This window comes from Streptomyces sp. M41(2017) (assembly GCF_002078175.1).
Classification (GTDB): Bacteria; Actinomycetota; Actinomycetes; order Streptomycetales; family Streptomycetaceae; genus Streptomyces.
Genome location: NZ_MWFK01000001.1, coordinates 1,396,943 through 1,409,860, shown reverse-complemented (window position 1 = coordinate 1,409,860; position 12,918 = coordinate 1,396,943). Strand labels below are relative to the sequence as shown.

Here is a 12,918-nt window from a genome sequence, read left to right as displayed (position 1 = left end):
CGACTGAAGATGGCGGTGAGGATCAGGCCTCGGCGGGCGCGTCCGCCTCGGCGGCCTCGTCCTCGGCCGCCGGCTCCTCGGCCTGCGCGGACAGGACCTGGAGGACGACCGCGTCCTCGTCGATCGCCAGCGTGGTGCCCTTGGGGAGCGTGATGTCCTTGGCGTGGATGGAGGCACCGGCCTCCAGGCCCTCGATGGAGACGGTGACCGACTCCGGGATGTGCGTGGCCTCGGCCTCGACGGTCAGCGTGTTCAGGACGTGCTCCAGCAGGAAGCTGCCCGGGGCCAGCTCACCCTCGGTCTGCACGAAGACCTCGACGGTGACCTTCTCGCCACGCTTCACGAGCAGCAGGTCGACGTGCTCGATGAAGCCCTTGATGGCGTCACGCTGGACGGCCTTCGGGATCGCCAGCTCGGTCTTGCCCTCGATGTCCAGCGTCAGCAGAACGTTCGGGGTACGCAGGGCGAGCAGCAGCTCGTGACCCGGCAGCGTGATGTGGACCGGCTCAGTGCCGTGACCGTAGACGACCGCGGGAACCTTGCTCTCACGGCGGATGCGGCGGGCAGCGCCCTTGCCGAACTCGGTGCGGGTGCCGGCGGCGAGCTTGACCTCGGACATGTTCACTCCTCGTAGAACTGGGAAACCTGACGAAAAAGGTCACCCGGCCAAACCGTCGGCCTGCTACGAAGAGCGCGTCGATAACGGACCGCCGTACCCGCCGATGACAGCGGAACGGCCTCCCTCGCCGAGCAACTGTGACAGCTTACGGGGCGGGGAGGCCGTACAAGAAATCGATCTAGAGGACCGGCGGAACCGAGGCCTACTGCTCCTCGAACAGGCTCGTCACCGAACCGTCCTCGAAGACCTCACGCACCGCGTTCGCGATCGTCGGCGCGATCGACAGCACCGTGATCTTGTCGAGCTCCAGCTCACCCGGAGTCGGCAGCGTGTCCGTGAACACGAACTCACTGACCTTCGAGTTCTTCAGACGGTCCGCCGCGGGACCCGACAGCACGCCGTGCGTCGCCGTCACGATGACGTCCTCCGCACCGTGCGCGAACAACGCGTCCGCCGCCGCGCAGATCGTGCCACCCGTGTCGATCATGTCGTCGACCAGGATGCACACCCGGCCCTTCACGTCACCGACCACCTCGTGCACGGTGACCTGGTTCGCCACGTCCTTGTCACGACGCTTGTGCACGATCGCCAGCGGCGCGTCCAGACGGTCGCACCAACGGTCCGCCACCCGCACCCGGCCCGCGTCCGGCGAGACCACCGTCAGCTTCGACCGGTCGACCTTGGCACCCACGTAGTCCGCCAGGATCGGCAGCGCGAACAGGTGGTCCACCGGACCGTCGAAGAAGCCCTGGATCTGGTCCGTGTGCAGATCCACCGTCAGAATGCGGTCCGCACCCGCCGTCTTCATCAGGTCCGCGATCAGACGCGCCGAGATCGGCTCACGCCCACGGTGCTTCTTGTCCTGGCGCGCGTAACCGTAGAACGGCACGATCACCGTGATGCTCCGCGCGGACGCCCGCTTGAGAGCGTCGATCATGATCAACTGCTCCATGATCCACTTGTTGATCGGAGCCGTGTGGCTCTGCATCAGGAAGCAGTCCGCACCGCGCGCCGACTCCTGATAGCGGATGTAGATCTCGCCGTTCGCGAAGTCGAAGGCCTTCGTCGGGACAACCCCGACACCCAGCTTGTGGGCGACCTCCTCGGCAAGCTCGGGGTGGGCGCGGCCGGAGAAGAACATCATCTTCTTCTCGCCGGTCGTCTTGATCCCGGTCACAGCACTGTCTCCTCAGAGGTCTACTCAGTGGGCGCGAGAGGTCGTCTCAGCTGGGTTGCGAGAAGCCCTCTCAGCTGGGGTGTGCACCTATCACGGTACGCCGTCCCGGACGTACCGCTTTCCGGTCAGTCTTCGCTTTCCGTCCCCCGGGCAGCCGTCTCCGCGGCCTTCGCCGCCGCGCTCCCGGGACGCTTACGGGCCACCCAACCCTCGATATTCCTTTGCTGGCCACGGGCCACGGCCAGCGAACCCGCCGGCACATCCTTCGTGATCACCGACCCCGCCGCGGTGTACGCACCGTCCCCCACCGTGACAGGAGCCACAAACATGTTGTCCGAACCCGTCCGGCAGTGCGACCCGATCGTCGTGTGGTGTTTGTCCTGTCCGTCATAGTTCACGAACACACTGGCGGCACCGATGTTCGAGTACTCGCCGATCGTCGCGTCCCCGACATACGACAGATGCGGAACCTTCGTCCCCTCACCGATCGTGGCGTTCTTCGTCTCCACGTACGTGCCGACCTTCGCCTTCAGGCCCAGCCGCGTCCCCGGACGCAGATACGCGAACGGACCCACCGTCGCCTGCGGACCCACCTCCGCGCTGTCCGCCACCGTGTTGTCCACCCGGGCCCCCGCACCCACCCGCGTGTCCTTCAGCCGGCAGTTCGGACCCACCTCCGCGCCCTCCGCCAGATGCGTCGCACCCTGCAACTGCGTCCCCGGGTGCACGATCGCGTCCTGCTCGAACGTCACCGTCACATCCACCCACGTCGTCGCCGGATCCACCACACTCACACCGGCCAGCATCGCCTCGGTCAGCAACCGGTCGTTCAGGATGCGCCGCGCCTCCGCCAACTGCACCCGGTTGTTGATGCCGGCGATCTCCCGGTGGTCACCCGCCACCGCCGCGCCCACACGGTGCCCGGCCTCCCGCAGGATCCCGAGGACGTCCGTCAGGTACTCCTCGCCCTGGCTGTTGTCCGTCCGCACCTTGCCCAGCGCGTCCGCCAGAAGCTGCCCGTCGAAGGCGAAGACACCCGAGTTGATCTCACGGATCGCACGCTGCGAGTCACTCGCGTCCTTGTGCTCCACAATCGCGGTGACCGCGCCGCTCGCGCCGTCCCGCACGATGCGGCCGTAACCGGTCGCGTCGGGGACCTCGGCGGTCAGCACCGTCACGGCGTTGCCGTCGGCGGCGTGCGTCTCGGCGAGGGCGCGCAGCGTCGCACCGCTGAGCAGGGGGGTGTCGCCGCAGACCACGACGACGGTGCCGTCCACACCGCCGCCCAGCTCCTCCAGGCCCATCCGCACGGCGTGCCCGGTGCCGTTCTGCTCGGCCTGCACCGCGGTCCGCACGGCGGGGTCGATCCCGGTGAGGTGGGCGACGACCTTCTCGCGGGCGTGACCCACGACGACGACCAGGTTCTCGGGGTCCAACTCGCCCGCCGCGGCGAGCACATGACCGACGAGGGAACGGCCACAGATGTCGTGCAGGACCTTGGGTGTGGCCGATTTCATACGGGTGCCCTCACCCGCTGCGAGAACGACGACGGCTGCCGGGCGATTGGCGCTCACGGGAATGCCCTTCGGCTTCGGATGCTTGGGGTGTGGACATCCGCAGGATACCGGGGCGTATCAGGAGGGACATGAGAGCGGGCCCTGACAGAGGTGTCAGGGCCCGGGTTGTGTAGCTCCGCCGGCTGGATTCGAACCAGCGTCTCAAGGCTCCAAAGGCCTGCGGGATGCCGCTACCCCACGGCGGATTGCTGCCTCAGACCTTACCGGAGGAGGGGCGGCGCATGATCCCGCAGGGCTGAGTCCACCATGCCGGACCACCAGCCCTCGATGCGGCGATACAGCTCCGCACCCTGGGACACGCGGATGACGAGGCAGCCACGGTAGGTGTCGCCGACGTTCTTCCGGACGGTCTTGGGATTGTGCTTCTTGATGGTCGTTTTCTGGAGCTCGGTCACACCGACGCCGACGAGTTCGGCCCAAAAGTGTTCGGCGCCCTCCACGTCGGCCGTTGCGTGGATCATGACCCGGTACTGAAGGCGCTCGGGCTCTATCCCGACAAGGGCCAGCCACGCCAAGTACAACTTGATCACTCCCGGGTCGCTGTTGACGAAGGCGACCGTCTCCCGGCGGGCGTACGACTTGTCCTTCGACCCCTCCGCCCAGTAGAGCGCGGCACCGGCAACCAACAGCTCCCGCTGGCTCATCGTGCCGATCTCCCGGGAGGCGGTGGCTTTGGTGCGCCGGCGGCCCTCGTCCCGGAAGGCCAGTTCGTGTTCCCAGCGCTTCCTCGCGGCCAGCTTCGCCTGATCCGAGGGGTCTCGCCGTTCGGGCCGCGGCAGGTCGCGTACCCAGAGGGAGATCGAGCTTTTCGAGCAGCCCAGTTCGAGCTGGATGCGGTCGTAGGTCCAGCCCTGGAGGCGTAGCTCGCGGGCCCGGGCGCGCAGGTCGTCCTTCGCCCTCGGGTGTCGGGGGCGGCCGGGAGGGGGTTCGCCTTCGAGGAGGCGGTTGAGGAGGTCGTTGTTGTGGACCTGGATGCGGTCGCGGATCTGGCGGCGGCTGAGGCCGGCCGCGCGGAGTGAGAGTGCCTGGTCCCGGAGTGCCTCGAAGTCGTCGTAGTCGCGTCGTGCATGTGCCATGGGCATATCGTCCGGGCGGAATCGGACCTTCCGGGGGCGAAGAGTGAGTCAGTCAACAGTTCGAGGGATAACTGTTGATTTCGCTTCTGTTCGAGGGGGTGGGTGGTGTAGGCCAGTAGGTGAAACTCACCGGAAAAGGGGCGGGGCCCGCCCGTAGGCTGGAGTCATGACCACGACGGGGGAAGAGCACACCGCGGCCGGGACCGGCCCGTGGTGGTGGGTCAGGTGGCGCAGTGCCGTGCTGGACGCGGGGCTCGCGCTGGCGTCCGCGGCGGAGTGCGGGGGCGAGGGAGTCAGGTTCGCGCACGACGCGGGGCTGCCCGTTCCGATCGGTGTCGTCTTCGGGGTGATCGCCGGGTCCGTGCTGCTCGTGCGGCGGAAGTGGCCGATCGCGGTCGTGCTGGTGTCCATCGCGATCACGCCCGCCCAGATGGGGTTCCTGATGGGCCTCGTCGGGCTGTACACGCTCGCCGCGTCCGAGCTGCCGCGCCGCATCACCGCCGCGCTGGCGGCGATGTCCTTCGCCGGCATGCTGATCGTGACGTTCGTGCGGACGCATCAGGGTGTGATGAGCGGCGACGTGACGATGGGGGACTGGTTCGTCCCGTTCGCGTCGATCACGACCGCGATCGGCATGACCGCGCCGCCCGTGCTGCTCGGCCTGTACATGGGGGCGCGGCGCCGGTTGATGGAGAGCCTGCGGGAGCGGGCGGACTCGCTGGAGCGGGAGCTTCAGTTGCTCGCGGAGCGGGCGGAGGAGCGGGCGGAGTGGGCCCGTAACGAGGAGCGGACGCGGATCGCGCGGGAGATGCACGACGTGGTCGCGCATCGGGTGTCGCTGATGGTCGTGCACGCGGCGGCGCTTCAGGCGATCGCGCGGAAGGATCCCGAGAAGGCGGTGAAGAACGCGGCCCTGGTGGGGGACATGGGGCGGCAGGCGCTGACGGAGTTGCGGGAGATGCTGGGTGTTCTCCGGTCGGGGAACGGGGCGGACGGGCGGGTGTCGGCGGCGGCCTCGTCGTCTGCCGCGCTGTCTTCTTCCTCCCCTTCTTCCTCCTCGTCGTCGTCCTCGTCCTCGTCTTCGGGGTCGGCGGTCGCGGCGGTGCCGTTGGCGGCGGTGGGTGTCGCGGCGGCTGTGGCGGCTTCGCGGGCGGCGGACGGGTCCCGGGCCGGCGCGGTGTCGGGTGCGGGGCCGGGTGTCGGCGGGGTCGTGGAGGGGCCGTGTCTCGCGGAGCTCGACGAGCTGGTGGGGCAGTCGGCGGCGGCCGGGATGGTCGTGGCGCTGTCGGTCGAGGGGGATGTGCGCGCGTATGCGCGGGAGATCGAGCAGACCGCGTACCGGGTGGTGCAGGAGGCGTTGACGAACGTCCACAAGCACGCGGCGGGCGCGAAGACGTATGTGCGGCTGGCGCATCGGGTGTCGGAGATCGCGATGCAGGTGGAGAACGAGTGTCCGCCGGAGGTGGGCGCGGGGTCGTCGGTGCGGTTGCCCAGTGGGGGGAACGGGTTGCTGGGGATGAAGGAGCGGGTGGCGGCGCTCGGGGGCGTGTTCGTTTCGGGGCCCACGGATGCCGGGGGGTTCCGGGTGTCGGCGGTCATCCCGGCGTAGCCCTCCGGGTGGGTTGCGGTTGGGGGTGCTGGTGCTGGTGCTGGTGCTGGTGCTGGTGCTGTCGGGAGCGCGGGCGCGGTGTCGGTCCGGTGGGTGGGGCGGGGTCGTGCCGGTACATCCGCCCGTCGCCGCTGCATCAGACGTGAGGGGAGAAGCGGACCGCTGCTCGATCCGGGCGTAGGCCGACTGCGGGGCGCGCGTGGCCTGGGCACGGCCCTTTCGTCGGGTGCCGGGTGCGTGCAATTCAGCCCCTCCGGCGTTCGAGGAGCGGGGTCTGGGGCGGAGCCCCAGGGATGGGAAGGGTAGGGGCGGAGGGGGCGAGGGACGGTCTGTTACGCCGTCGTCAGGCGGGTGGGGGGTGTGCCGGTGAGGAGGGTGGTGAGGGCTGCGTCGATGTGGGCGCCCACGTACCAGTCGCCGGTGTGGTCGAGGGTGTAGACGCGGCCCTCGGCGTCGATGGCGAGGAGGGCGCGGGAGTCGGACTCCTCGCCGAGGGGGCAGACCTCGGTGTCGAGGGCGCGGCCGAGGTCGACGAGGGTGCGGGCGAGGTGCAGTCCGTGCAGTGGGTCGAGGTCGAGTGCGGCGGGCGCGACCTGTCGTCCGGGTCCCGTGGCGGTGACGTGCAGTCCTCCGAACTCCGCCCATGCCTCGACCGCCGCCGGGAACACGGCGTGCCGGTGTCCGGCGGGTGAGGCGTGGCCTCGTAGGGCGTCGGCCCAGTACTCGGCCTGCTTTATGTCCCAGCGTCCGGGCTGCCATCCCGCGGAGCGCAGCGCGGAGTCCACGGGTTCGGGGAAGCGGGTCGACGTGGGTCCCCCGGGCCCGGGGGGAGCGGTGAGCTTGGAGGAGGAGCGTTCTGCTTGCATCTGCCGTTCGTTCGTCGGGGGATGGGACGGTGGCGTCGCGGGGCGCCGGTGGTGGATACGTGTGCGGGGGTGGGGGGTGTTCAGGCGCCCGGTGCCGACGGGTCGACGATGCGGACGCCGAAGTGGTCGCTGAGGGCGGTGCAGGAGCGGCAGGGTGCGGCGAAGCTGCCGTGCAGGGGGTCGCCGTCCTCGCGGATGCGGCGGGCGGTGAGTTTGGCCTGCTTGAGGGCTTTGCGTGCTTCGCCGTTGGTCATCGGCTTGCGGGCGGCGCGCTTGCTGCGTTCGGCGTCGGCGGTGGCGATGTGCCGGGAGATGAGGATGGCCTCGGCGCAGCGTCCGGTGAAGCGGTCGCGCTGGGCGTTGGTGAGGGTGTCGAGGAAGTCCTGGACCAGAGGGTGAAGGGCGGGTGGCTGGTCGCCGCGGGCGGCGGTGCCGGTCAGGGTGGCGCCGCGGACGGAGAGGGCGGCGGCGACGGTGGGGAGTATGCCGTCGCGTCGGTGGTGGAGGACGGGGGTGTGCGGTGCCTCGTCGCTGCTCCAGCCGACCCGGGGATCCCCGGACGTGCCCGTATGCGTCGCGCTCATGATCGTTTTCCCTCCCGTGCATCCCCCGGTGCGGAGACAGACTGCCAAATGCCGTGGCGTGTGCGGAAGCTGGGGCGTCGCGACACGCCCGGTCTTCGGCTGTGGGTCACGGCGGGGTGACGGCAGGTCACGGAACCGGAGGCCCGGTGACCGGTGTCGTACGACCGCATAGGCTGTCGACATCCGGGCTCCATCCAGCTACTGAGAACGCCGCAGGGGGCAACAGCCATGACGACAGGTCGGCTCGGGCTGGGGGCACCTCCCAGCCGCCAGGCTGGGGGGCAAGCCGTGCCGCCGAACGCGGCCTATGCCGGGCAGGTCGTGCATTTTCCGGATCCTGTCCGGGCGGCCCGCCATCCCAGGGGTGTGCGGATCGACGAGCACGGTTATCCCGACTTCTCGCTCTACGCGCGTGCTGCCGCGGAGATCGCCGAGCCCCCGGAGGGGTTCGGTGTCGACGAGTTGCGGCTGACGGACTATGTCTCGGCGAACGCGGCTCTGGCCGCGGCCGGGCACGATCTGTGGGACACGATCCCGTCGGTGGCGACGCCGCACGGGTGGACGTGGCATCACGTGGCGGGGACCAGGCGGCTGGAGCTGGTGCCGGTCGAGGTCAAGGCGTTGTTGCGGCATCACGGTGGTGTGGCGACGACGGTCGTGGATCAGGACAAGCGGGGGACGCGGCCGTTGCAGGAGACGCGGCCCGCGCACTTCGGGTTGCCGAAGTCGTCGGTCGCGGTGACGGAGGAGCAGGTGCAGGGGGTCGAGGAGGATCTCGGCTACCGGCTGCCGGGTGCCTATCGGTCGTTCCTGAAGGCCGCGGGCGGGTGTGCGCCGGTGGGTGCCGCGCTCGACGCGGAGCTGGGGCTGCTGGTGGACCAGCCGTTCTTCACGGTGCGGGACGAGGCCGCGGTGAACGATCTGGTCTATGTCAACAAGTGTCTGCGCGACCATCTGACCAAGGACTACCTGGGTGTGGGGTTCGTGCAGGGTGGTCTGCTGGCGGTGAAGGTGAAGGGCGACCGGATCGGTTCGGTGTGGTTCTGCGCGTTCGACGATGCCCGTGACCAGGACGCGTGGCCGCCGGCCGAGCGGGTGGAGCGGTTGTTGCTGCCGTGCGGGGAGGACTTCGACGCGTTCCTGTCGCGGCTCGCGGGCAATCCGCCGGAGCTGGAGACGGTGGCGAATCTGATGGTGGACGGCGGGTTCGCGTACGCGGTGTCCGTGGTGTCGGAGTCCGAGGGGCCGGCGGATTCGGTGTCCTCGGTGTCCTCGGTGGGGGAGTGAGCTTGCGATGGTGACGTTCGCGCAGGCGCAGGAGCGCGCCGAGGAGTGGATCAACGGGGACGTGCCCGGGTACCAGCATCGTGAGGTGCGGGTGCGGGAGTTCGAACTCGGTTTCGTGGTGTGGGCGGAGGACCGGGCCGAGGGGCCGCGTTCCGACGGGGGTGCGCAGCGCCTGGTGATCGCCCGGGACAGCGGGGAGGCCACGTTGTGGCCCGCGCTGCCGGTGGGTGAGGTCATCCGTCGGTACGAGGAGGAGTACGGGGGTCCGGACGGTGCTCCCGAGCCGGCGCCGGAGCCTCCGGCGCGGGTGGATCTGAATCAGACGTCGTTCTTGCTGAGTCCTCCGGAGTGGTTGCAGGAGGCCGCGGACCGGATGGGTATTCCGGACCGGCGTGCGGGTGCGGGGGCGTCGGACGGGGCGGGATCGCGTCCGGCTGCGGCTGCCGCTTCTTCGGGCGACGGGTCCGTGAACGGTGCTTCGGGGGACGGGAGTTCGCTTCCGGGTGCATCGGGACATTCGGGGGCGTACGGTGTTCCGTCCGCGCCGGGGGCGCACGCTGCTTCCTCACCGCCGGCTCCGGTTCCGCCGCCCGCCGACGCCCCGCCCACTCCTGCTCCGGGTGTGCCGTCCGCTCCTGGTGGTGCCACGCCGTGGCCGGCCGCCGCGAGCGCCGACGACGCGGATCCGGACCTGCGGGACACGACGCCGGGAGTGCCCGCCGACGCGACGCCGTGGGCCGGGACGGACACGAACGCCGACGCGGGGGACGACCGTTCCGTACCGCTGCCGGCGACCGTGTTCGCGCCGCCGCTGACCGGCTCCGACGATTCCGGCACCCCGCCGCCCGCCTCGCTGCCGGAGGCCAAGACGGCCCTGATGTCCGGGGGCAGTCGGCTTCCGCGTACCGCCATGGCCCCGAAGGTCGAACAGCCCGGCCCCGACACGCCGTCCGGTGCCGCGCAGGGACACGGCGAGCCCGCGGGCCCGCCGCCCGCTGCGCCTTCGTACGGCTATCCGCAGGGTCCCGGTACGCCGCCTCCCGGCGGTCCGCAGGGGACGCCGCCCGCGTACGGGTTCCCGCACGGTCCCGGCACGCCGCCGCCCGCCGCTCCGCAGGCTCCGGGTGTTCCCGGCACGCCGCCCGCGGCGCCGGAACGGCCGCTGCCGCCGCACGCCGGTGACATCGCCGACGCCGCGACGAGCAAGGCCCAGCCGCCGCGCGGGGCCCGCGCGGCCGGGTCGGGGACGCCGCATCCGCCGAGCGCTCCGGGTGTGCCGGGCGCACGGCCGGGCAGCGTTCCGCCGCCGCCCGGGCCGGGTGCTCCCGGTGCTCCCGCGGGCGGGTACGTGCCGACGAGTCTCGTCCCGCAGCTCGGTCCCGAGGGGCCGGAGGGTCCCGTGGGTCCGCCGGGCGCACCCCGGCCCCCGGCCGCCACGCCTCCGGGTGACGGTGTGCACCACGCCGCGACCATGCTGGCGGGGCCCGCGGTGGGCGGTCCGGGCGCTCCGCAGGCGCCGGGCACTCCCGGCGCACCCGGTGCGCCGGGCGCTCCCCGGCAGCAGCAGAACGGTCCCGGCGCGCCGAGCTCGCCGGGCGGTACGCCTCCGGGCGACGGTGTGCACCATGCCGCGACGATGCTCGCCGGGCCTCCCGTCGGTGGTCCGGGCGCGCCGCAGCCGCCGGGTGCTCCCGGTGCGCCGCAGCCTCCCGGCGGGATGCCTCCGGGCGGGGCGCACCACGCGGCGACGGTGTTCGGGGGTCCGCCGGTCGGTGGCCCCGGGGCGCCGCTGCCGCCGCAGGCTCCCGGCACGCCGCCGGGTGTCCCGGGGCCGTTGCCCGGTCAGCAGCCGCCCGCGTACGGCTATCCGCAGGCGGCGCAGCCGACCGTCGGGCCCGGCTATCAGGCGGTGTTGCGCTACCGCGCGCAGGACGGTTCGGAGCAGCAGCTGATCCGCCGGTCCGCGCCGGGCACCCCGCATCCGGAGTGGCAGATCCTGCACGAGCTGCGTGCGATGAACGTGCCGCCGCAGCAGGTGCTGGAGCTGCACACGGAGCTGGAGTCCTGTGAACTGCCGGGTGCGTACTGCGCGCGGATGATCCGGGAGACCTGGCCGCAGGCGCGGATCACGAGCATCGCTCCGTACGGCACCGACCACGCGAGCCGGCAGCAGGGGATGCATCAACTCCTGGCTCATCAGGGCGAATTGCATCAGGTCGCGGACGGGCCCGCGCGTCCCGCGCCGGTCCGGGCGCCGATCCCGCCGGTGCACCCCGCGCCGCCGGTCCCGCCGGAGGCGATCGGGCAGGAGCTGGCGGCCGCGTTCGGGCCGGGTGTGTTCCGGTTCGACCAGGGCGCCGTGTCGCGGCAGGGGGTGCCGGACATCGTGGCGCACACCCTGGTCGTGGCCGGACTGCCGCTCGACATGGGGCCGTTCTTCTGGGCGCAGGCCCAGCCGGGCCGGCCCGTGCCGACGCTCGCCGAGCTGGCGCAGGAGCGCGGGGTGGCGGCCGGTCCCGACGCGGGCTCGTACCTCGTCATGGGCAGCGACTTCGGCAAGGCGATCTGTGTCCAGTACGGCACGGCGAACATCGTCGCGGTGCCGGTGGAGGCAGGTCCGGGCGGTGTTCCGGTGCCGCCGCAGTTCGTGAACACGGGACTGCCCGAGTTCGCGCGCTGCCTGGGGCTGCTGGGCCGGATGTGGCGGCTGCGGTTCGGGCTCAACCAGGAGCAGGCGGGCCGCTGGACCGTCGACTTCCAGGCGCAGCTCGCCGCGCTCGACCCGGCGGCGCTCGGTTCGCCCGAGAGCTGGTGGTCGGTCCTGCTGGAGCAGATGTGGGACGGACTCCTGTAGCCGCGATGCGGAGGTAGGGGAACAGCGCGGCGGCGGCAGGGCCGCTGCGGAGAACGGTCGAGGCGCCCGCCCGGTGACGGGGCGGGCGCCTCGTCGTGTGTGTGGGGGCGTTCCGGCCCGACGCGTTCGCGTTCCCGTCCGGTCCCGTCTTGTGAGAGGGCGCGTCCGTCCGGGGGTCCGTCCGAACGGTCGGGTGCGCCCTTTCCGCGCCCGGCGCGCCACCCTCCTCGCAGGCTCCTGACCTCAAATGACGCGTGAACGACCCCTTCACGTCCGAACCTGCGGGCGGAGTGTCGCGTTATGAACACTTCCGTGTGATCCATCAAGATGTGCGCCAAATCGTCATTTTGTGTGGGTCGGCGGAGAGGGGTCAAAGGATGAGCAGCACATCGGTGTCACCGCACGGCTTCATGGCCGTACGGGGACGTGGTTACCGTCCCGAACAGGTCGACGCGTACGCCGCGGCGCTCTCCGCGGACCGCGACGCCGCCTGGGAGCGCGCCGCCCGGCTGACCGTGCTGGAGAAGGAGATGGAGGCCGAGGCGGAGCGGATGCGGGAGGCCGTGGCCGGGCTCGTCCCGCAGACGTACGACGAACTCGGTGAGCGGGCCCGGCGGATCTTCGAGCTCGGCGAGGAGGAGGCCGAGGCGCTGCGCGAAGCGGCGCGGCAGAGGGTCCGGTCGGCGGTGGAGGAGACCGAGGCGGCGGACCGAGCGGTACGGGAGGCGGCACAGGCCTACGCCGACGAGGTGTGCGGCGAGGCCGAGGAGCACGCCCGGCAACGGCTGCTCGCCGCACGGGCCGAGGCCGACGACGTACGGATCTCCGCGCGGCGCGAGGTCAAGGAGAACCGGGGCGAGGCCCTGGCCGGGCTGCGCGAGGTGCGCCGGCGGACCGAGGGGCTCCTCGTCGAACAGGAGAAGGAGCAGGCGGTGCGCTGGGCGGAGGCCGAACGGGCCGCCGTCGAACGGGAGGCCGCGTTCGAGGCGCACCACGAGGACCGGGTGGCCCGCGCCGAGGCCGCGCTCGCCGAGGCCGGCCGGGCCCTCGCCGAGGCGGAGGAGTCGGACCGGCGCCGGCAGGACGAGGCGGAGGTGCGGGCGGCCGAGGTGATCGCCGAGGCACGGGTCCGCGAGGACCGGATCGCCCGCGAGACCGAGCGGGTGCTGCGTGAGCACGGGGAGCGGTGGGACGACGTGCGGGCCCACATGGACCACGTACGCAGCAGCCTCATGTCGCTGACGGGGCGCGCCCCCGCCGAGTGACCCG

10 protein-coding genes and 1 tRNA gene are annotated in these 12,918 nt (G+C 71.5%); 4 read left to right on the top strand and 7 right to left on the bottom strand.

The genetic code is table 11. The annotated features are described in order from the left end of the window. Nucleotides 1-22 precede the first annotated feature (22 nt). From B0675_RS06140 to B0675_RS06120, 5 genes are all read right to left on the bottom strand, one after another. Nucleotides 23-619 (bottom strand): 50S ribosomal protein L25/general stress protein Ctc, encoded by a 597-nt coding sequence (locus B0675_RS06140; RefSeq protein ID WP_081217727.1) that lies wholly within the window; start codon nucleotides 617-619, stop codon nucleotides 23-25. Between the two features lie 202 nt (nucleotides 620-821). Further along, complete coding sequence (locus B0675_RS06135) at nucleotides 822-1,796, bottom strand: ribose-phosphate diphosphokinase (RefSeq protein WP_081217726.1); 975 nt, start codon at nucleotides 1,794-1,796, stop codon at nucleotides 822-824. A 125-nt stretch (nucleotides 1,797-1,921) separates the two neighbouring features. Further along, on the bottom strand, nucleotides 1,922-3,370 hold the full coding sequence (glmU, locus tag B0675_RS06130; protein WP_081217725.1) for a bifunctional UDP-N-acetylglucosamine diphosphorylase/glucosamine-1-phosphate N-acetyltransferase GlmU: 1,449 nt from the start codon (nucleotides 3,368-3,370) through the stop codon (nucleotides 1,922-1,924). Nucleotides 3,371-3,486: 116 nt separating this feature from the next. After that, a tRNA-Gln gene (locus B0675_RS06125) sits at nucleotides 3,487-3,558 on the bottom strand. Between the two features lie 15 nt (nucleotides 3,559-3,573). Continuing rightward, nucleotides 3,574-4,455, bottom strand: coding sequence for a hypothetical protein (locus tag B0675_RS06120; protein ID WP_179165257.1), 882 nt, complete (start codon nucleotides 4,453-4,455; stop codon nucleotides 3,574-3,576). Between the two features lie 160 nt (nucleotides 4,456-4,615). On the opposite strand from B0675_RS06120, the gene B0675_RS06115 reads away from it, so the two are divergent. Then, complete coding sequence (locus B0675_RS06115; protein WP_081217724.1) at nucleotides 4,616-6,058, top strand: histidine kinase; 1,443 nt, start codon at nucleotides 4,616-4,618, stop codon at nucleotides 6,056-6,058. Nucleotides 6,059-6,390: 332 nt separating this feature from the next. On the opposite strand, the gene B0675_RS06110 is transcribed toward B0675_RS06115, so the two are convergent. Together B0675_RS06110 and B0675_RS06105 are read right to left on the bottom strand one after the other, a co-directional pair. Next, nucleotides 6,391-6,924 carry an SUKH-3 domain-containing protein gene (locus B0675_RS06110; RefSeq protein ID WP_081217723.1) on the bottom strand — a complete coding sequence of 178 codons (534 nt, stop codon included), beginning with the start codon at nucleotides 6,922-6,924 and terminating at the stop codon, nucleotides 6,391-6,393. An 80-nt stretch (nucleotides 6,925-7,004) separates the two neighbouring features. Then, a complete protein-coding gene (locus B0675_RS06105) occupies nucleotides 7,005-7,508 on the bottom strand; it encodes a YwqJ-related putative deaminase (RefSeq protein ID WP_081217722.1) in 504 nt (167 codons plus the stop codon). Between the two features lie 228 nt (nucleotides 7,509-7,736). On the opposite strand from B0675_RS06105, the gene B0675_RS06100 reads away from it, so the two are divergent. From B0675_RS06100 to B0675_RS06090, 3 genes are all read left to right on the top strand, one after another. Then, the gene (locus tag B0675_RS06100) at nucleotides 7,737-8,795 is read left to right on the top strand and encodes an SMI1/KNR4 family protein (protein WP_081217721.1); all 1,059 of its coding nucleotides are present in this window, start codon (nucleotides 7,737-7,739) and stop codon (nucleotides 8,793-8,795) included. 7 nt (nucleotides 8,796-8,802) lie between these two features. Further along, complete coding sequence (locus tag B0675_RS06095; protein WP_081217720.1) at nucleotides 8,803-11,649, top strand: SUKH-4 family immunity protein; 2,847 nt, start codon at nucleotides 8,803-8,805, stop codon at nucleotides 11,647-11,649. A 377-nt stretch (nucleotides 11,650-12,026) separates the two neighbouring features. Continuing rightward, nucleotides 12,027-12,914 carry a cellulose-binding protein gene (locus B0675_RS06090; RefSeq protein WP_081217719.1) on the top strand — a complete coding sequence of 296 codons (888 nt, stop codon included), beginning with the start codon at nucleotides 12,027-12,029 and terminating at the stop codon, nucleotides 12,912-12,914. Nucleotides 12,915-12,918 lie beyond the last annotated feature (4 nt).

What these genes read in the sequence shown, in the direction of transcription:
- B0675_RS06140 (WP_081217727.1), bottom strand. Translation starts at nt 619, where the DNA reads ATGTCCGAGGTCAAGCTCGCCGCCGGCACCCGCACCGAGTTCGGCAAG.
- B0675_RS06120 (WP_179165257.1), bottom strand. Translation starts at nt 4,455, where the DNA reads ATGCCCATGGCACATGCACGACGCGACTACGACGACTTCGAGGCACTC.
- B0675_RS06115 (WP_081217724.1), top strand. Translation starts at nt 4,616, where the DNA reads ATGACCACGACGGGGGAAGAGCACACCGCGGCCGGGACCGGCCCGTGG.
- B0675_RS06110 (WP_081217723.1), bottom strand. Translation starts at nt 6,924, where the DNA reads ATGCAAGCAGAACGCTCCTCCTCCAAGCTCACCGCTCCCCCCGGGCCC.
- B0675_RS06105 (WP_081217722.1), bottom strand. Translation starts at nt 7,508, where the DNA reads ATGAGCGCGACGCATACGGGCACGTCCGGGGATCCCCGGGTCGGCTGG.
- B0675_RS06100 (WP_081217721.1), top strand. Translation starts at nt 7,737, where the DNA reads ATGACGACAGGTCGGCTCGGGCTGGGGGCACCTCCCAGCCGCCAGGCT.
- B0675_RS06095 (WP_081217720.1), top strand. Translation starts at nt 8,803, where the DNA reads ATGGTGACGTTCGCGCAGGCGCAGGAGCGCGCCGAGGAGTGGATCAAC.
- B0675_RS06090 (WP_081217719.1), top strand. Translation starts at nt 12,027, where the DNA reads ATGAGCAGCACATCGGTGTCACCGCACGGCTTCATGGCCGTACGGGGA.